Origin of the sequence: Cohaesibacter sp. ES.047 (assembly GCF_900215505.1) — a bacterium.
Lineage (GTDB): Bacteria > Pseudomonadota > Alphaproteobacteria > Rhizobiales > Cohaesibacteraceae > Cohaesibacter.
Genome location: NZ_LT907844.1, coordinates 1,350,640 through 1,368,278, shown reverse-complemented (window position 1 = coordinate 1,368,278; position 17,639 = coordinate 1,350,640). Strand labels below are relative to the sequence as shown.

Below are 17,639 nucleotides of genomic sequence, written 5' to 3'. Positions count from 1 at the left end.
AGACTGCGCCCGCAAAAGCGGGCGCACTTCACTCAAGCGCTATGACTGGGGAATGCCGCTGTCATAACGTGCCCAGATGTCATCCACATCGAGACTGGGTTCAGAAGCAAAATTGTTGTCAAAGAACTCCTTGGCATTGCTGGAATCGACCAGCTTGCCTTTGGCGTAATATTCACGCTTCTCTTTGCCAAGGCTTGCCACATCAAGCTTACCCATACGTGCCAGAAGCGGCACAGCAAGACCGTAAGATCCTTGCCAGAAAGGATCCCAGGAGACCGTCGCGGCCAGTTCCCCGTCAACGACGCCCTGAACGGCGGTTTCAATGCCATCGATACCCGAAATGGCGATCCGCCCGCCAAGTCCATTCACACGCAGAGCTTCAAGCGCACCGATCGCCATGTCGTCATTGGCGCACCAGATACCCTGGAATTGTCCCGCGAAACGGGTGAGCCACGTATTGACGATGTCATAGGCTTTCGAGGCCTGCCAGTCAGCAACCTGGAAATCGAGCAGCTCGACATCAGGAGATGCTTCAATAGCCATTTCAAGCCCGGCGCGGCGCTGGATGGCAACCGTGTTCGAAAGCGTGCCGCCGAGAGCCAGAATTCCACCCTTGCCGCCCATCACGCGGATGACTTCAAGTGCGGTCAGGCGACCATAGTCGGTGCCGTTGTAGCTCATATGGGCAACATAGTTGGGGCCCAAATCCCATGGATGCAGGTCATCGGGCTTGTTCCACTGAGTGAAAACGTGCGCGCCAGCTTCAACGCATGCTTCAGCGATAGGTCGCGCGTCCGCTGCGTCGTTAGGGTCGACATTCACGACCGCATTTCCTCCAGTGCGGGCGAGAATACCGCGAATGTCAGCAACGCCTTTCTCGCTATCCCCTTCGGTAACCAGCGTCACATAGTCGAGGCCAACAGACTTGGCAAAGGCTTTGCCACCAGCGTTCCATGCCGCATGGTAAGGGTTGGATAGCGAGCGTATGGAGTTGACAAGCAGGGGCTTGCCTGTTTCAGCAAATGCACCGCGTGTGAACGGAACCGCAGAGATGGCAGCGACTGAGGCCAGAGACCCCAAGAACGCACGACGCGACTGTTCGTACTTTAGCAACTTAGTCATTTTTTCCTCCCAAATGGCTTTGACTTGCTATTCATAAGTCATGAATAGCTATGCATAGTATGAAATAAAGGTCAATGAGAAAATTCCTGTTTTGAAAAACCGGCGGGTGTGGCGTTATATTGACGTTATGAGATTCTCAGGGATAATCGCTCCGCGTGATCAATGCTCCGGGCGATTTGAGTGTTTTTAGAAGTGATAAGTTTTTGAAAGTGATAAGGTAGGGCAGAGTGTGAGAAAACGATATGCATCATCCACCGACGTAGCCAATTTGGCCGGGGTGTCACAGTCAACTGTCTCAAGGTGCTTCCGTGGAGACACAAAAGTTTCCCCCGAAGTCAAGGCTCGGGTAATCGCGGCAGCCAAAAAACTTGCCTACCGACCCAACCTGTTGCCTCGTATCATGCTAACCGAGCAATCCCGAATTGTGGCTTTTGTCACAGGTGGTTTGCACAACCCCTTCTATTCGCGAGTGCTTGAAGAATTCATTATTCGGCTGCAGGATATTGGCTGCCAAGTGATGGCTTTTCACGTTAACGGCGATGACACGCTCGATGCAGTGGCGCCTAAATTGTCCGGCTATCGCGTCGACGCGATCGTGTCGGCTCTTTCAGTTCTCACCGATGCGGCGCTCGAGCAATTTACGACGCTGGGCGTTCCTCTCATTTCGTTCAATACCCACTTGCAGAAAAAGGGCCTGTATTCGATCAGCAGTGACAACTTTCTGGCAGGGCAACTTGCCGCTCGCCACCTCTTGGAGCAAGGGGGAAAGCGTGTGGCCTTCCTCGGAGGCCCGGCGAACAATCCGGCAAATATTGATCGCTGCCGAGGCTTCACGGAGGAATCTCGCAAGCATGGCAAGATCCCCGTCATTTTGAATGACGAATTTTCTTTCGCTGGTGGTGTCCGCCAAGCTCTTCAACTCCTTGAAATGCCGGCGCTTCCTGACGCGATATTTTGCGCAGACGATTTGATTGCAATCGGGTTGATAGACACTTTTTGGCGCACGCCCGTTAAAAACGCGCCTGATGTCCTGCGCATCATCGGCTGCGATGATATCCCGCAGTCGGCATGGGCACCATACGACCTGACAACCATCCAACAGGATGAAAATGTGATGATTGACCGCGCCATCTCGATCCTGGAGAGCATGTATGCAGATACTCTTGAAGAAGAGGAAGGCCAATATATCGTGAAGTGCAATATGGTCTTGCGAAGCTCCACAAATACGGGGGTTTATATACCCAGCCAATAAACCATCGCGCTTCAAAGAGGCCAATTTCAAAGCTTTCTAGATGATGCGCTATAATTGGGGTCTAGAGCAATTATGAAACCGAATTTGTAGATCTCGGTGAGACCGTTGAGCTTAAGATTGAAGACGCCCGCTGCATGGTGGCATTGCGAAATGCGTCTCGTGAGGGGAGTTCTGATTTAGGCCGCGTGGACGCATTGGTACACAAAAAGGATTCGGGCCTCTCTGCACGGGTCCGCAATGAAAGTGCCATGAAGCGCGAAGGCTTTGATATTGCTCGTTCTACAGTAGAGCGCTTGATGCGTTCCATCAGTTTGCAAGGCATCATCTGCCAGGTCAAATCAGATGCAGGCAGCTCCGAGTTTGAGGTTATGACGTTCCTCGGGCACAGAAGCCCGCAGGAAGCCCGCAAATATGTAAGGGCAACGAGACTTCGAATTACGCAGACAGAATTGGCTCTATTAACTCGTATTGATCGTCATTCATTTTATCGGTGATCTACTTTGCGCAAACTGGATGAAGCAGTTAGCCCATTAATGCGTAGTCTCACGAGAACAACCGAAATGACTGGATCTGATCAGCGCGCGGCTCTTTGGTTTAAGCATCAACCAATTCTTGGTTGGGCCGGAAAAACTGCGTTCGCGCTGCTTCCCACTCCCACCGCAGGATGGCAAACTGCATGGTGTTTTCGTAGATCGGCTTGCCGGCCTCGTCATTCTTGAATGAGACATATTCGAGGAAGAGCCCTTCTTGCCGCATCCCAAGCCGCTCGCAAAGCCGTTGTGAAGGCAGGTTGTGGTCCTCGACATAGGCATAGATGCGGCGGGCCTGCGCATTGTCAAACAGATCCACAAAAAGCGCCCGCGCCGCCTCCAGCGCATACCCCATGCCAAAATACGCCGGATTGAAATTCCATCCGACCGAGACCGTGTCTTCTTCGCGATGTGCGAAAAGATCGCCGATCATCAGATCGGTGTCCTTTAGACAAACAGCAATTTGCTCCTCATCTTTGCTGCGCTTTGCGGCGTCGGTCCGGGCTGCTTCCATATCCGACAGGGTCAGCGATAAAAAGCAGCTGGCCACGGGCGACTTCAGGTAGGCGAAGAGGGCGTCCGCATCGTGTTCGCGAAAGTTCCTAAGGCGAAGGCGTTCTGTCTCAATGGGCTGCATAGTGCAGATCCTTTAGGCGGTTTCTAGGGTTTTCACAGATTAGGTGTGTGAGGTCGCGACTGTTGCACGTTGCCCCGCGAGGGCAATGAACACAACCGCGGCCACCAGCATAAAGGATCGCATCTATCACATCGCGCATATTTGTGGTGCGTGGTCGCCCGCCTGACCGGGCTGGCGGCAAGAGCAGTGCAATCACTTCCCACTCTTTATCGGCTAAATCTGTTGGATAGCGCAGTTTATCCCGGTTATGTTGAACCCGAGCGGTATTGTCCCAAGGCATATGATCCTCCATCTTCTCATCAAAGACGGTTGAATCACACCCTATTGATATCCCTCAACTACTTTTAAAACCGGCTCTGAGTTGATTGTCCAGTTTTATGGGGTCACTTTACAGTGCTCTGGGCTCAATTTGTAGACTTTCGCAGCAGTAGCATAGAAGAGCGCCTCGCGTTCTGCATCGGAATAGTCTCTTGTTGCCAGATCATAACCTGAGAAGATCGTATCAAAACTCCCGCAGAGGCCATCTACGGGAAAATTCGACGCAAACATAGATCGCTCGGGCCCAAAAGTGTCGGCAGCAAAACGAATGATGTCGCGGTTATCATCCAAGCTCCACGGGCGGTCTGCCAAGCCTATGCCGGATATTTTAAGAAAGACATTGGGCAGCGATGCTGCGACTTGCAACGCGTCGCGCCACCCGGTAATTCCTTCGACACTTCGATCTGCCGGAAGTCCTGTATGATTGATAATGATTGGAATGTCTTCTGAAATGCGCCTGAGTTCCTTGAGCTCAGACAGGTGCCACCAGTTGGTCTGCAAATCGAACATGAGGCCAGAAGAGGCCAGTTGGCGGAAGCCGGATTGCCATTTCGGCTCCGACATCGCACCAACTCCCATGCCCGGGTGCGGATTCGAGCGAGGTTTGTGACGCACTGAGCGCACAACAGAAAGATCGGCATAGCGTTCAAGCACCGCACCAAGATCATCTCGATCGAGCCAGATCTGTGCCACATGTGCACCTGGACGCCCCACTTTGTTTGCGAGTTTCTGCATCCAGATTGCCTCGCCGACCGGGTCTTCTGAGCTCCATTCCCCTTCCATCGTGACCGATGCTACCACATCCCAGCCGATTGCAACCGAGTCGTAGTCTGTAGGAAGGAAAGGGCGGTTCCGGAGCGATGAGTAATCGCCATAACGGAATGGAATCATTGGTAGTTCCGTCAGCCAAGGATGTGGGTTCTGGGTTGGATCCCAGAAATGATGATGTGCGTCTATGATTTTCATGAGCGGTACCTCTTGAGCCAGCCAATGACGGGAGAGACCCAGAGCGCAAGAACCAGCAAGCAAAGCACGATCGAGATGGGTCTTTCGATAAGGATGAGGGGGTCACCCTTGGATTTGAGCATCGACGTCACAAAATTGAACTCCAACATTCCACCAAGCACGATCCCCAGAATGGCGGGAGCAACAGGGATATCGTTTTCCTCGAAGAGCCAGCCAATCAGGCCAAATGCCAGCATAATTGCCACTCCGAAGACTGTATTGTTGATCGCGAAGCTGCCAACCAAACATGAGGAAAGCACGATGGGAAGCAAGAGTGACTGTGGCACCCGAAGCAGATGACGAGCGATGCGGATTACAACCCATCCGAGAGGCAATAACAGCAGGTTTGCGAGTAGGAATGCGATAAAGATCGCATAAACCAGTTCGGGCGTCTTGACGAAAATGATAGGGCCGGGCTCGAGCCCCTTGAGATAAAGGACCCCGATGACAATGGCAGTGATGCTGTCACCGGGAATGCCGAAGACCAACGTCGGTACCCAGGCTGCCGAAAGCGCAGCGTTATTCGAGGCCCCCGCTTCGATCACCCCCTCGTCATGGCCTTTTCCGAAGCGTTCTGGTGTCTTTGATTGCTTTTTGGCTATGGCATACGCGACCCAAGCCGCGATATCGGCGCCAGCACCCGGCAGAGCACCAACGATGGCACCGGTTAAACCACCTCGCAACAGATTTCGCCAACGATGCAGCAGGCTCGTCAAGAGTCCAGCGAAGACTGGTCCCATCTGCGGCGCTTCACGCGGCGCGAAACGGCGTTTGGCGTTGCGGATGATCTCGGTCAACGCAAACATGCCGATCATTGCCGGAATGAAGCTGACACCACCCATCAATTCGAAAGAGCCGAATGTGAAGCGAGGTTGTCCGGCGACCTCGTCAATACCGATGAACGCAACGAAGAGGCCGAAGAGCAGCGATATCACTCCCTTGAGTACTGATCCCGTTGAGACAATGGCTGCACAGCTGAGTCCCAAAAGGGCGAGCCAAAAATACTCGACCGAGGAGAAGTTTGTTGCGAAGCGTGCCAATAGGGGTGCAGCGAACATTAACAAAAGAATACCGATCACACCACCGATGAGGGCAGATCCCAATGATAGGCCAAGCCCTCTTTCAGGCTTGCCTTCCAGTGTCATTGCATGGGTGTCGTCCACATAGGCCGCTGAAGCGGGGGTGCCAGGAATGCGTAGCAGCGCACCGGGAATGTCACCAGAAAAGATTGCCGTGGCGGCGAGTGCAGCAATAGCGGCAATGGCGGGCACAGGCTCCATGAAGTAGGTGATCGGCACAAGCAGGGCTACTCCCATCACCGCAGTCAGGCCGGGTATGGCTCCTATTACGACGCCGAGGGCACTGGCGGCGAGTATTGTTAGCAGCACATTAGCGGTAAAGACATAGCCGAGGGCTTCAACAATAACGCTCATGTCAGCCACCCCTCAATCAAACCGCGGGGTAGGGGTACGCGCAGCAACATGCCGAAGATCGCGTGGAGCAGAACTGGCAAACCAAGAGAGACGACAATGGCCGAAATCGGGCGAGCACCAAGTGTACTGGCCAGAAGGGCCGTCACCAATGCGGTAGTCAGAAGGAAACCCAGCGGTTCCACCGCGACAAACCAGAAAATCACCACAGCGATAACCATGAGTTTGCTTAGCGTGTCGCGACTGCGCAATTCTTCACGGATCTGGATCCAAGGACCGGGAGCGGCGGTGAAGAATTGGATCAAGCCCACTATTATTGTCGCCGCGCCAACTATGCGTGGGAAGAAAGCAGAGCCGAATTGCTGCCCTGGTATTGAACGGAACTCAAGTGTACCGACGATGATGGCAAATCCACCTAAAACAGCTAGGATGCCGATTATCCTATCATTGAATTTCATGTTTCCTCCCACATTCTGCCCGCCGGCCACGAACGGTCGACGGACAGTTTGCTCAGATTGCTATTGCGTAATGCCGAGATCTGTAAGCAACTGGTTCGCCTCGGTTGAGAAGTCGTTGGCGAAGATGGAAAATTCTTCTGGACCATCAAAGTAGGGTGTAATGCCTCGTTGGGCGAGTGCATCCTGGACCCCAGCGGAGCCATGCGCTTTTTTTGCAGCCTGAGCGAGCTTGGCCATCACATCGTCGGGAAGCCCGGCAGGAGCGCAGAGCGAGAACCAGTTCGACAAAGAAAAGTCCACTCCCTGTTCCTTGAGTGTGGGCACATCTGGGAAGGCTGAAGACCGCTCATCAGACATGATGGCGAGAATGCGGGCTTCTCCTGCATCAGCGAGTGCACGCGCTTCGATCGGAGAACCGGAGAACATCTCAAGGCCACCCGATACGAGATCCTGAAGTGCGGGTGCGCCGCCCTTAGACGGAATGAAGTCGATCTTGTTCACAGCCTCGCCCATTGCACTTAGCATGCCAGCAGTCGCCATGTGCCAAGGGCCACCAAGCCCCGAGCCCGAGGATTTGAATGTGCCAGCAGGTTTGGTCCTGATGGCCTCTGCTAGGCTCGAAAAGTCCTTGTATTCGCTGTCAGCAGCAACGGTTATTCCGGCGGGGATCAGTGCCAAACGCGAGATCAGCGAGAAGTTGTCCGGGGTGATATCTGCCAGTCCCAGCGAGGTGAAATAGGTTATTTCCGAGGTGCAAGCACCAAGAGTGTATCCGTCTGGCTTGGCACGTGAGATTGCCGTATGACCGACAACACCCGAACCACCGGTGCGGTTGACCACGTTGATTGGTTGGCCCATCGCTTCTTCGAAGCCGGTCGCGAAAATGCGGATAATCGTGTCGGTACCGCCACCTGCGCCCCATGGAACGACAATTGTGATCGGGCGATCTGGATATTCAGCCAGTGCTGTGCCTGTCATTGCAGTCAGGGCAAGGGCCATGCCGCTTAAAAGTTTGCCGAAAGTCTTCATGATTTTCCTCCTCCATGAATAAAAAGTTCAATCTAGCCTATTTATCTGCGTCTAAGCTGTGAGCTCTTGCCAGATAGTCGTTCCCTTGGTCTTTCACGGACAGCTTGCCGTTTGTGGCTGCTTTGGCAGTCCGGCGATTGCCGTGATGCACACTGGTATGCTGTCGGCGCAGATGATCAAGAGTGACAACGCACTCAGGTATCTGAGTTTGTCGAGTACTGCAGCAGTGATGATCATTTTTGAAACCCACGCAGCGATGTGCGGGGTATCCAGATTAAACCGGCCTGCCACCGCCATTGCCTGCAAGGTTGATGATTTTGATCGTATCGGCATGGAAGTCAGCGGCACAGGCCGCTCGCGCAGGCAAGAGCGAGCGCAATCATCGATGCAGGTGCGAGAAAATGTTTCACTGGTCTTCCTCCCTTAGGTTGAAACACCGAACGGGTTTCGGTGGTCAAAAATAAATCGTTTAGGCCGCCTCCCATATTCGCGTACGATCAAGCGCACGGGCCACCAGTACGGACAAAGCCTCACCACACGCGTCTCTGGATCCTCCCAGATCCATGAGAGCCAGCTTGCGACCCAGATTGACCGCATTGCGGGTCGCGCCGAGATCGGCAATGCCTTTGCCAGCAATGTCATAAGCCGTGCCGTGCGCCGGCGTCACGATGGGAAAGGGATAATTGGCTATCAGGGTCACGCCGCGATCAAACCCCATCAGCTTCATGGCGATTTGCCCCTGATCGTGATACATGGTCATGACGGCATCAAATTCACCACGGGTCGCCCGGACAAAGACCGTATCAGAGGGCACAGGTCCGGTGACAAGAATATTGGCGGCCTGCGCCCGTTCGATTGCCGGATGGATTATGTCGTCATCTTCGGTGCCGAAATTCCGCCCGTCGCCGGCATGGGGATTAAGAGCCGCAACCCCAATTCTGGGGGCTTCAAACCCTGCCGCCTTCATGGTCTTATCGGTCAGGCACAGGCTGTCAAAGACCCTGTCTTCGGTGATCCTGCTGGCCACCGCGCTCAGCGGAATATGAGATGTCACTCGAGCATTCCATACTTCATCCAGCACGTTGAATTCACGACCGCTTTCCTTGGGATGAATCGTCGCATCGATGAAGCCGATTTCGTCGACATAATCCGCCTGAGCTAAACGCATGGCAGATTTATTGAAAGGCGTGAAGAAGGCAACATCCGCATAGCCCGCATTGACTGCCAGTAGAACTGCCCGGAAATTCTGGACAGATGCCAGACCGCCTTCATAGCTGGCCTCGCCTCTCTTGACATTTGCAGGATCGCAATTTGCCAGATCAATCAGAAACGTGCCTTCCGGCAGGGGCCCATCCAGTTGGTCAATGGAAATGGTGGGAATAGTGATCTCAACGTCGGCGATCTCGGCACCTTCTTCGAGAATGCGACGGTCGGCGAAGATCATCAGATCATCTGCATTGGCGCTGGGATCTGCAACAATCTTTGCAGCCAGCTCGGGACTGATGCCACCTACATCCCCGACTGCCATTGCCACTCTTAGTCGCTTGTCCATGCGCTTCACCTTTCAAAGAGACCTGACGCTGTACCCTCCGCGAGAGGGCGAAGCCGATCTGCTCAAATTGTTAAAGGGAATGCATCTGCTCATAACCAACCATTCACCCGCATCCGGTCGCGGGATCATTGTTCGTTGTTACGCTTTGAGCCGATCAAACCGGTGCTCTCCAGTGAATCCAATTGATCGCCTCATCCTCCCTCGTGTAATGTATAATGCATAATGCATTTGAAGCGCAAGGCTCGCAATATATTTTTTCGCTACAATCCAGATGTGTTGAATGTCACTGAGAACTGGCGCTGCCTCACATTTGCTGAAGTTGTCGGGCAAACTTTGGCCGGTTCATCGGATGATCAGCTATGCATCAGCGATTTCAGCGTACGGGTCTAGCGCCAGAGGGCTTTTCAGTTAGTTGAGTGAAAATCGTTGGCAGGAGCGTGCAAATTCAGTTGCGACCACGTTCATGCTCAGGGATTTGTCCTGACTGTGGGCGGCTAAGTCGATGCGTGCAAAGCCGATACCAAAGAAGACCTGCAGACCTACCGCTGGGCCGTCGGCGCGCAGAGCTTATTATTGAGGCGCGTCGTTTCTGGTGTGATGCTGTTCTGTTTGGGCGGCGCATCTTCTGTGAACGGTTCGATGATGGTGTATTGGCTCACTATGGTCAGCGAACTCAACGTGTGGAAACAATCCTGCACCATCTCGGTTTGGCGCTTGGAGGCAGACCAGCGTCAGCCTTTTTTGAACGCCTCATAATGCCCGTGAGCAACGATACGCTACTGCGAGTGATATGAGATGTACCGCGGAGCGAAACGATGCCTGAGTTTGAAATCATGACTTTCCTGGGCCATTCGAACCCGGGAGAAGCACGGAAATATGTAAAGAAAGCAAACAGGAAGCTGATGGCCGACAATGCAATGGCAAAGCTGAAATGATGTCCAACCTATGTACCCCGGTTGGACAAAAGCCCTCGCAACTGCCTGAGCTGCAAAGGCTTTTTGTGCAAAGTGGTACGCCCTACGGGACAAAGATGGGCACTGGAATATAACGATAAATTGTAAGCGCTGTTCCGCTCACACGTTGCGCGGATAGTTCCAGGGCAGGAGCGCATCGATGTTGCTCTGCTTGTGACCATTGACGATGGCTTTGAGTGTTTGTGCCAGCCATGCATGCGGGTCAATGCCATTGAGTTTGCAGGTTTCAATGAGCGAGGCGATGATCGCCCAGTTTTCGGCTCCCGCATCATGACCGGCAAAGAGCGCATTCTTTCGATTGAGGGCAATCGGCCTGATTGTCCGCTCGACACTGTTGTTGTCGATCTCGATACGCCCGTCAGTGAGGAACAGGCAAAGACCTTCCCAGTATTTGGCGATATAGGCCAGAGCCTGGCCTAGTGGCGATTTCTTCGAGACACGAGAGCTGTGCTGACTGAGCCATGTTTGCAAGCCGGCAATCAATGGGGCTGACTTTTCCCGCCGTATCGCAAGTCTCGTATCAGCATCCATGCCTTTGATCTCAGCCTCAATGCGGTACAGAGCTGCAATCTGTTCGATGCCCTTCTGTGCAATGGGAGCTGTGCCGGCGCGCGTGATCTCGACCAGTTTGCGGCGGGCATGCGCCCAGCAATAGGCAAGGCGGATGTTCTGGCTTGTTCTCTTGAGCAACTGATTGTAACCGGCATAGCCGTCCACCTGCAGAATGCCGCTGAAGCCCTGCAATATCTGGTCGGCATAGTGCCCGCTGCGCCCCGGCGCATAGGTGAAGGCCACTCCTGGCGGGCCGCTCCCATTCCCCGTTCCTTGCCAGGGCTGGTCATCCCGGGCCAGTGCCCAGAAGTAGCCGGTCTTTGTTCTTCGTTTGCCGGGCTCAAGGACTGGAGCTCTTGTCTCGTCCATGAAGAGTTTGCCTGACCGCTTCAGATCGACAAGCAGGGCGTCAAAGACGGGCCGCAATTCAAAGGCAGCCCTGCCAACCCAGTCTCCAAGGGTAGAACGGTCAAGATCGATCCCCTGACGGGAATAGATCTGGGCTTGCCGGTAGAGAGGCAAATGATCGGCATATTTGCTGACCACAACATGGGCCACCAGTTCCTCGGTCGGCAGACCGCCTTCGATCAGATGGGCTTGAGCCTTGGCCTGAGCCACACCATCCGTGCAAGATCTGCAGGCATATTTGGGGCGCCGGGTGACGATGACCCGGAACTGGGCCGGGATCACATCAAGCCGCTCGGATACATCCTCGCCGATACAATGCAGATCAGCCCCACAGGAGCAGACCAGACTGTCTGGCTCGATCACTTCCTCAATGCGCGGCAGATGTTTCGGCAAAGCCCCGCGATTGGCTGAACGGCGCGTCTTGCGTGTGGGCTCTGTTGGAGAGGGATCGGCCTCATCGGCGGCATGAACCGCGGCAATGGCTGTTTCCAGATCTTCAAGGGCCAGTTGGAACTGATCGGGATCGGCCTTCTCCGACTTACTGCCAAAGAGAGCTTGCTTGAAGGCCTTGACCAGCGTCTCAAGCTGGGCGATCCGTTCATCCTTGCGAATGCCATGAGCCTCGCTGGCAATCACCAGCGCCTTCAGGGCTGCAATATCATCGGGAAGATCAGCTTCGGTCAACATGGCCAAAATCTAGCAGATCTCTGCCATCAAAACACAAACAACATCAGACCCGAGTCACCCTGACGCAGCTATTCCACATCCTGCGGTGCTCGCACTTCCAGACTGCGAACCCGACGCCAATCAAGCCCGGCAAAAAGGGCTTCAAACTGCGCATGATCAAGCCGCATCAGGCCATCCCGGATCTCCGGCCAGACAAAGCTCTGCTCCTCAAGACGCTTGTAGGCCAGCACAAGCCCCGTACCATCCCAATAGAGAAGCTTCAGCCGATCTGCCCGTCGGGACCGAAAGACAAACACAGTGCCAGTAAAGGGATCCTTGTTCAGCTCGTTCCTGACCAGCGCAGCGAGGCCATCATGGCCCTTCCGGAAGTCAACCGGTTTGCTGGCCACCAATATCTTCACCCGGTTCGAAGGAAAGATCATGATGAACGTGCAAGAGATCGCGCCACAGCGGCTATCCTACCTGCGCTTGCTCCTGCTTCGAGCCGGATGATCACAGAGCCCCATTCGATCTCTGGACGGTCATGGCTCGCTACCGGTTCGCTGGTCTCGGATACCACACAGCTGCGGGGGGCCTCGACAATCAGACTGGCAAACTCAATCTCGCCCTCCGGCTCCGGCAACACCAGCTTACCAAGACGAGCTTGCGTGCGCCATGCAGAGAGATGGTTTGGACGAACCCCATACCGCTCGGCAACATCACAGACACGAGCACCCGGCTGAAGACTTTCCGAGACGATCTGTGCCTTCTCCTCATCCGTCCACTTACGTGGCCTCCCGCGCGAATTCCGCGAAGGAGTGAGAAACTCCGCCGTACTCTCCATGGAGATACTCCATAAATATCAACATGAAGATCTCATCGCAGAACCGGCTGTAACCCGCAACGTGGGGCTGGAACAGCGCTTACGATAAATTACGCCCGGTAGACCGAAGTTGCCCAGATTTGGTAACACACCGCCTTTACATTGGCTGTTAGGGGCAAAGAACCTTCCATTGCGTCGCAGTATCGGCGGCAGGCGAACTTCAGCAATGCGGACGAAAGGGGCATTTGTTGCATTGCGGGAGTGCCGACAACATCGGGAATGCCAGCAGGTCTGGAGGGCAGGGATCTGAATAAAGGTTCTGAGTTGGTGGAAAATCAACTCTCCTTTAAGTGGCATAAATAGTTTTTTTACAATCTTTTTAGTCATTTTTTTAGCAACTTCTCTGCTACTCATTTCTGGACTGTTGCCAGAAGGAGTTGGATTATGGCTCGATTGAAGATGTCATTGTTAATGTTCGTTTTTTTTGCGACTCTCGCGGCCAATACAGTTTTTAGATTTGATATCAAAAGTAAGCCTTTGCATCTGCTGCAAGGCATAATCGACACGACTATGACTTCGTGGCTCGGAGACACGATTACCGGAACTGTGCTTGCGCTTCTTGCTGTGGGTGTACCTATGCTGATGATGCGTAAGAGCTACGAAGCAAAAGCACAATTCGCATTGAACAGCACTAGTGCATCTTTACAAGGCAAGGTCTACAAGCCATCCGAAGCTGAATTGAAGGCTGTAAGAAAACCGACATTTGGTAGGCGCAGATAGGCAATGTCACCACGCTGAACAGATCTCACCCAACCCACTTCCGAGTAGTTAAATCGGCACTATTCGTTCTTTGTCGGCTCGTCGAGAGCGACAAACACGAGGCAGATATTTCCCGCAATTTGGACCAATGTCTACTTTAGGCTGTGAACCCCGGCCACTTTTGTTGCATCTGCGAATACACCTTCATTTCCAATGTCCAATTTGGGCTCGAACCGGACTGGTGCAGTGCATCATCACCGGAAATAGCCCATCTGGCGCCGTGATTGGTATTCGCGGCCCTCAGCTGCCTTTCGCGGCAACAAAATTGAATGGCCGCTTTGGAAGATTCGACTAGATAAACAACAATCGAACTTCTGGATCAGCTTCAGTGATCCGTCTCATGCGCTTGTCAGCAGTTACGAATATAAGATCTCTTTCCTTTGCTTGCGAACACATCCAGAGATCATTTTCGTCGATTGCAAGCGCCTTACCACTTGATTTATCGACCCACTCTTCAAGATACTTCGGGCGGTCCTTTCGCAAAATTTTAGCCAGAAACTTCTTGGCCAGAGCCGCTTTGATTTTGGCGTAAACTATCGCCGTGTGATGAGTGACATCAAGGACGGCATAGGAATGGGCAGTTGCGATCATGGATGTCAGAACACTCATATCCTTCTTGCCGATCTGGTGCGCGATCTCGACGCCAAAACCAAGCTCAGCAAGGGCCACACAAGACACAAATCTCGGGATTTCAGTTGGCAAAGCATCAAGTGAAGCGGATTTGACCGTATGATCAGGATGCGTCGGATCAAGATAGATCGACAAGATGGTGGTATCCAGGAGGTAAGCGTCCATCTGCCCTTAGCTCCCATATTTGCGTAGCAGAGAAACCTCTTCGTCTGGCAACGGTTTGAATACTTTCGATATCCAATCTCCTTCATTGTTGAATTTTTTGGAGACAGATTCAAACAGGGTTGTCCCAGCCATCAGGTAGTTTTCCGACCAGTGTTGCCAATCATGGGCGACGGGTCTTTCCGCATCACTAAAGTACTCGATCAACTGTTTTTCGAGCCGCAGCGGTAAGTCGTAAGCCCGCAGAATTTCAGCATCCACTTTGTCGAGCGCACGAGCGAGAACAGCATCTTCGCTAATCAATGGAGACGGATCGTTAACCAAAGCCAGGTAATCGCTGATCGCATCGATAAGGGTAGTAGGAATTGTTTTGGGCAGCGGTATTTGGCCAACGACAGATACTCTGAATCGGTCTTTTGGTGAGTTGATTGCAAGATAAGCATTGGCAACCGGACCGTTCAAGATACCGCTTAACGCGATCAGATATTCCTCCGACATTGTCTTTTGTGGTCGCAGGGCAAAGAATTGCTGAGAGCAGAGTAGACCGTTAAAATCGGTTACTGCTCCGAAGCACCAGGGTCCCCGACGAAGCCTCGTAGCACTTACAAATATCTTTGGTTCAGACCAGCTTTGCGTCATTCCGCGTCGCAAACTTTCTGGGCGGAAATCCAGCCACTTTTGGGAAGGATTAACAAACTGCTTCATCCCACGAACGTTCAAATAACCTGGCCTGAAGCCCTCTTGTTTCTCATCTAGTGCGGCCTCTTCTTGTGAATAATTCCACTGAAGGCCCCAACTCGTATCGAGCTCATCTTCCAATCTTGGGTACTTGTGCAAATAATCCCACAGTTCACTCAGCGCTGATAACCAAAGCTGCCCAGAATACGGTTCAGTTGAAGAGCGTCTCGATGTTCTGCGAATACTTGTTTCGCCCGTTTTCAGGAAGGAATGTCGGTCGTTTTCCGAGACTTCGGTCGATCTCAATTCAATTTCTTTAGTGGCTTGATCGCGCAGACTGGTCGCAATAACTGCGGACGTCTCGACCTTGGAAACACCGAAAATGCCGTCGGGCAGTTTCAGGATTTCGATCTTGGCATAGTTCGCTTCGAGTTCTTTACGATGCTCCTTAAACTGATCCTCAAGAATAAAGGAACGTGGAAGAACAAATCCGAGAGCTTCTGGGCGCGCCTCAATTGCCATTTTAAAAGCTACGGAGGCCTTGGACGCGCTCGTGTTTATATTTTTGTACTTTTCCCGTTCTATTGCCTTGAATGCCTCAAAAGGTGGGTTGCAGACCACTACGTTGCTGGCGTTCAGCTTGGTTTCCAAATTGTCATCCGCAAACAAATCGAGTTCCCCGATACGCCATCCGTTGTGATTGGGATAGTCGGCCAAAATCAGGGATAGCGTAGCGACTTCACAAGCAAAAGGATCAATTTCGTCTCCAGAAATTTGCTTGATTAGATGCTTGTGACATTTTGCGTCTGACCAGTCAGACGGGAGCAGATCGCGCAAATGCCGAATGGCTGATACGAGAAATACACCGGCGCCGGCAAAAGGTTCGTAAATGCTAATTTTATTAAAGTCTAAAGTGTGCAGTTCCAGTTTTTGAACGACATACTCGGCCACTTGGCGCGGTGTGCTGTGAGTTCCAAACAGCTTACGAGCTTCGGAAGTGACCAGAGTGTTTTCATAAACGAATGCCAGATCGTCGGCAGAGATATTTGAAAAACTGATTCCGGATCGCAAGTGCTCCCAGGCTTGCTCGAAGGTGCTGAGTTCCAAGAGGTTTTGCCTGATATCTAGGGTATGGAGCGAATAATATTGTTCAATTGCTTTCAGGACGGAAGACAGATCATTGTAGTCCCAATTTTCCGAATAAGCATGCCGTCGATCCTGAAGGACTTTGGCCGCCAGCATTCGAAACACGATTCTGTATTGCGTTCTGATGTCTGTGTCGGAGAACTTATTTTTGTCAATCAACAGCTTGAGCGTATCCGACAACAACCGATCTAGCTTGAGATGAATTTCTCCCTCGATTGCCGGTAGAAGGCCAAGATCGACGAAATCCAGTTGGTGCACTCCGTCGTAACCGTCGATCGATTTGGCACGGTGAATGGCTTCGGGGTGCCACTCATTTTCGTAGATTTTGAAAAGCGCCGAAATTTTATCAAGTGTGGTTTTTTCAACAACCCGTGGCGGGTCATCGCATCGCACCTGCCACACGGTGACATCTTGACGTTCGATGACAAAAAGAAGCGGCGCACCGATTGCCCGGTAAGAACGCACGAGTTCAATTTCCGGCGCGCCATCATTTTCGACAACGGCCATCGCTGCGGATCGATATGAGGGCGGAGTGCGTGAGAAAGCGACAAGCGGGACACTTCTTGTGTCCAGTGATGTGCTCCAGACATCGGCAAATTCGAAGTCGCGAACGACCGCTTCACTTCGATATCCAACGGATGCAAACCCATCAGCGATTTTATCAATTGCGTTCATGATCGCCCTCCACTCTGGTTCGTTGCTGAACCAACTGGAGTGAGAGGAAAGCGAAGCTCGGCCTGACCAGTTGTTCCGGCGCTTGCTAGAAATCGATCTCGGAGTTGGGCGATCAGAACTTGCAGTGGCACATAAATGACGGGTTTAACAACGAGCGTTTCTTTGAATTCGCCCGAGAGAATAATTTCGTTTCCTACAATATCGATGGCCAATTTTGAACGCTCAAGAACCGGCCACGACTCGCTGTTGCAGATTTCGAATAAGTCTTCCGCCAGTGATGAAAGTGCGCTTATCTTGATACCAAGATCGTTTGTCAGACATCGAACAACGGCCACTGCCAGAATATCTCCGGAAGTGAAACAAGGGCTGTGGCCCGTGCCTTTGCAGAGTGGGCTCAGTGACTTCTTCCAATGGCGATAGGTTTCAGATTTGATCGAAATCGCACCTCTCAACTGGCCTGGCGTGTATAGAACCGACACAAATGCCCCCTCTAACTTGTTGTCAGCAACAAGTTAACCTGCATAGTCTTAACAAGCAATTGAAAAAACGACATTCACGCTCCGGGGGGCGAATGGCAGCAATCCGCCCACAGTGACCATCCCCATCAATTTTCTGCACCTGCGCCAGTGAGCTGGAAAACTCAGAGGCCAGAAACTATCTCGAACAGACTGGTTTTCGCGTGGCATCAGGTGAACTCCGCGACATGGTGAGCTACCGCCGGGCAAGCGATTTTGGTCGGGCCGTGACAGAAACATGTCTCGGAGAGCTCAACA

At 52.7% G+C, this 17,639-nt stretch carries 18 protein-coding genes and 2 pseudogenes; 6 read left to right on the top strand and 14 right to left on the bottom strand.

Translation table 11 applies throughout. From position 1 onward, the window contains the following. Window positions 1–39 precede the first annotated feature (39 nt). The gene (locus CPH65_RS06150) at window positions 40–1,122 is read right to left on the bottom strand and encodes a sugar ABC transporter substrate-binding protein (RefSeq protein WP_096172642.1); all 1,083 of its coding nucleotides are present in this window, start codon (window positions 1,120–1,122) and stop codon (window positions 40–42) included. A gap of 229 nt (window positions 1,123–1,351) precedes the next feature. Here CPH65_RS06150 and CPH65_RS24965 point away from each other — a divergent pair. From CPH65_RS24965 to CPH65_RS06140, 3 genes and pseudogenes are all read left to right on the top strand, one after another. Continuing rightward, window positions 1,352–1,495, top strand: a pseudogene (locus tag CPH65_RS24965) (LacI family DNA-binding transcriptional regulator); the annotation flags it as partial. Between the two features lie 51 nt (window positions 1,496–1,546). Next, window positions 1,547–2,374, top strand: coding sequence for a substrate-binding domain-containing protein (locus CPH65_RS06145; RefSeq protein WP_244574549.1), 828 nt, complete (start codon window positions 1,547–1,549; stop codon window positions 2,372–2,374). 248 nt (window positions 2,375–2,622) lie between these two features. Next, window positions 2,623–2,868 carry a hypothetical protein gene (locus tag CPH65_RS06140; protein WP_096172639.1) on the top strand — a complete coding sequence of 82 codons (246 nt, stop codon included), beginning with the start codon at window positions 2,623–2,625 and terminating at the stop codon, window positions 2,866–2,868. 100 nt (window positions 2,869–2,968) lie between these two features. On the opposite strand, the gene CPH65_RS06135 is transcribed toward CPH65_RS06140, so the two are convergent. The 6 genes and pseudogenes from CPH65_RS06135 to CPH65_RS06110 form a co-directional block, all read right to left on the bottom strand. Beyond that, a complete protein-coding gene (locus tag CPH65_RS06135) occupies window positions 2,969–3,541 on the bottom strand; it encodes a GNAT family N-acetyltransferase (RefSeq protein WP_096172637.1) in 573 nt (190 codons plus the stop codon). A 91-nt stretch (window positions 3,542–3,632) separates the two neighbouring features. Continuing rightward, a pseudogene (locus tag CPH65_RS24470) lies at window positions 3,633–3,821 on the bottom strand (transposase); the annotation flags it as partial. A gap of 95 nt (window positions 3,822–3,916) precedes the next feature. Further along, window positions 3,917–4,825, bottom strand: a complete 909-nt coding sequence (locus CPH65_RS06125; RefSeq protein ID WP_096172635.1) for an amidohydrolase — start codon at window positions 4,823–4,825, stop codon at window positions 3,917–3,919. Further along, window positions 4,822–6,297, bottom strand: a complete 1,476-nt coding sequence (locus tag CPH65_RS06120) for a tripartite tricarboxylate transporter permease (protein ID WP_096172634.1) — start codon at window positions 6,295–6,297, stop codon at window positions 4,822–4,824. Before CPH65_RS06120 ends, CPH65_RS06125 begins: the two co-directional genes overlap by 4 nt. Beyond that, window positions 6,294–6,752, bottom strand: a complete 459-nt coding sequence (locus tag CPH65_RS06115; protein WP_096172633.1) for a tripartite tricarboxylate transporter TctB family protein — start codon at window positions 6,750–6,752, stop codon at window positions 6,294–6,296. The genes CPH65_RS06120 and CPH65_RS06115 overlap by 4 nt, the downstream gene beginning before the upstream one ends. Before the next feature lie 60 nt (window positions 6,753–6,812). Beyond that, window positions 6,813–7,781, bottom strand: a complete 969-nt coding sequence (locus CPH65_RS06110) for a tripartite tricarboxylate transporter substrate binding protein (RefSeq protein ID WP_096172631.1) — start codon at window positions 7,779–7,781, stop codon at window positions 6,813–6,815. An 85-nt stretch (window positions 7,782–7,866) separates the two neighbouring features. On the opposite strand from CPH65_RS06110, the gene CPH65_RS06105 reads away from it, so the two are divergent. Then, window positions 7,867–8,208, top strand: coding sequence for a hypothetical protein (locus tag CPH65_RS06105; RefSeq protein WP_157747533.1), 342 nt, complete (start codon window positions 7,867–7,869; stop codon window positions 8,206–8,208). 42 nt (window positions 8,209–8,250) lie between these two features. On the opposite strand, the gene CPH65_RS06100 is transcribed toward CPH65_RS06105, so the two are convergent. Further along, complete coding sequence (locus CPH65_RS06100) at window positions 8,251–9,333, bottom strand: 4-hydroxythreonine-4-phosphate dehydrogenase PdxA (protein WP_096172629.1); 1,083 nt, start codon at window positions 9,331–9,333, stop codon at window positions 8,251–8,253. 416 nt (window positions 9,334–9,749) lie between these two features. On the opposite strand from CPH65_RS06100, the gene CPH65_RS06095 reads away from it, so the two are divergent. Beyond that, window positions 9,750–10,127, top strand: a complete 378-nt coding sequence (locus CPH65_RS06095) for a transposase family protein (protein WP_096172628.1) — start codon at window positions 9,750–9,752, stop codon at window positions 10,125–10,127. Window positions 10,128–10,406: 279 nt separating this feature from the next. On the opposite strand, the gene CPH65_RS06090 is transcribed toward CPH65_RS06095, so the two are convergent. The 3 genes from CPH65_RS06090 to CPH65_RS06080 all read right to left on the bottom strand — a co-directional run bounded on the left by CPH65_RS06090 (window position 10,407) and on the right by CPH65_RS06080 (window position 12,777). Further along, complete coding sequence (locus tag CPH65_RS06090; protein WP_096172627.1) at window positions 10,407–11,954, bottom strand: IS66 family transposase; 1,548 nt, start codon at window positions 11,952–11,954, stop codon at window positions 10,407–10,409. A 68-nt stretch (window positions 11,955–12,022) separates the two neighbouring features. Then, on the bottom strand, window positions 12,023–12,376 hold the full coding sequence (tnpB, locus tag CPH65_RS06085; RefSeq protein WP_096172626.1) for an IS66 family insertion sequence element accessory protein TnpB: 354 nt from the start codon (window positions 12,374–12,376) through the stop codon (window positions 12,023–12,025). Further along, entirely contained in the window at window positions 12,373–12,777 is a 405-nt protein-coding gene (locus tag CPH65_RS06080) for a transposase (protein WP_096172625.1), read from the bottom strand. Before CPH65_RS06080 ends, tnpB begins: the two co-directional genes overlap by 4 nt. A 423-nt stretch (window positions 12,778–13,200) precedes the next feature. Here CPH65_RS06080 and CPH65_RS06075 point away from each other — a divergent pair, with 423 nt between their 5' ends. Further along, entirely contained in the window at window positions 13,201–13,536 is a 336-nt protein-coding gene (locus tag CPH65_RS06075; RefSeq protein WP_157747531.1) for a hypothetical protein, read from the top strand. A 330-nt stretch (window positions 13,537–13,866) separates the two neighbouring features. Here the strand turns inward: CPH65_RS06075 and CPH65_RS06070 are convergent, their stop codons facing one another. Genes CPH65_RS06070 through CPH65_RS06060 form a run of 3 tightly spaced genes read right to left on the bottom strand, consistent with a single transcriptional unit; the run spans window position 13,867 to window position 17,345 of the window. After that, on the bottom strand, window positions 13,867–14,370 hold the full coding sequence (locus tag CPH65_RS06070) for a type II toxin-antitoxin system VapC family toxin (protein ID WP_096172622.1): 504 nt from the start codon (window positions 14,368–14,370) through the stop codon (window positions 13,867–13,869). 6 nt (window positions 14,371–14,376) lie between these two features. After that, the gene (locus tag CPH65_RS06065) at window positions 14,377–16,866 is read right to left on the bottom strand and encodes a class I SAM-dependent DNA methyltransferase (RefSeq protein WP_096172621.1); all 2,490 of its coding nucleotides are present in this window, start codon (window positions 16,864–16,866) and stop codon (window positions 14,377–14,379) included. Then, window positions 16,863–17,345 (bottom strand): hypothetical protein, encoded by a 483-nt coding sequence (locus tag CPH65_RS06060; RefSeq protein WP_157747529.1) that lies wholly within the window; start codon window positions 17,343–17,345, stop codon window positions 16,863–16,865. The genes CPH65_RS06065 and CPH65_RS06060 overlap by 4 nt, the downstream gene beginning before the upstream one ends. Window positions 17,346–17,639: the final 294 nt, after the last annotated feature.

Excerpts from the sequence above, each read along its gene's own strand:
- CPH65_RS06150 (WP_096172642.1), bottom strand. The coding sequence starts at position 1,122 with ATGACTAAGTTGCTAAAGTACGAACAGTCGCGTCGTGCGTTCTTGGGG.
- tnpB (WP_096172626.1), bottom strand. The coding sequence starts at position 12,376 with ATGATCTTTCCTTCGAACCGGGTGAAGATATTGGTGGCCAGCAAACCG.
- CPH65_RS06110 (WP_096172631.1), bottom strand. The coding sequence starts at position 7,781 with ATGAAGACTTTCGGCAAACTTTTAAGCGGCATGGCCCTTGCCCTGACT.
- CPH65_RS06120 (WP_096172634.1), bottom strand. The coding sequence starts at position 6,297 with ATGAGCGTTATTGTTGAAGCCCTCGGCTATGTCTTTACCGCTAATGTG.
- CPH65_RS06125 (WP_096172635.1), bottom strand. The coding sequence starts at position 4,825 with ATGAAAATCATAGACGCACATCATCATTTCTGGGATCCAACCCAGAAC.
- CPH65_RS06075 (WP_157747531.1), top strand. The coding sequence starts at position 13,201 with ATGGCTCGATTGAAGATGTCATTGTTAATGTTCGTTTTTTTTGCGACT.
- CPH65_RS06070 (WP_096172622.1), bottom strand. The coding sequence starts at position 14,370 with ATGGACGCTTACCTCCTGGATACCACCATCTTGTCGATCTATCTTGAT.
- CPH65_RS06135 (WP_096172637.1), bottom strand. The coding sequence starts at position 3,541 with ATGCAGCCCATTGAGACAGAACGCCTTCGCCTTAGGAACTTTCGCGAA.
- CPH65_RS06115 (WP_096172633.1), bottom strand. The coding sequence starts at position 6,752 with ATGAAATTCAATGATAGGATAATCGGCATCCTAGCTGTTTTAGGTGGA.
- CPH65_RS06140 (WP_096172639.1), top strand. The coding sequence starts at position 2,623 with ATGAAGCGCGAAGGCTTTGATATTGCTCGTTCTACAGTAGAGCGCTTG.
- CPH65_RS06080 (WP_096172625.1), bottom strand. The coding sequence starts at position 12,777 with ATGGAGAGTACGGCGGAGTTTCTCACTCCTTCGCGGAATTCGCGCGGG.
- CPH65_RS06090 (WP_096172627.1), bottom strand. The coding sequence starts at position 11,954 with ATGTTGACCGAAGCTGATCTTCCCGATGATATTGCAGCCCTGAAGGCG.
- CPH65_RS06065 (WP_096172621.1), bottom strand. The coding sequence starts at position 16,866 with ATGAACGCAATTGATAAAATCGCTGATGGGTTTGCATCCGTTGGATAT.
- CPH65_RS06100 (WP_096172629.1), bottom strand. The coding sequence starts at position 9,333 with ATGGACAAGCGACTAAGAGTGGCAATGGCAGTCGGGGATGTAGGTGGC.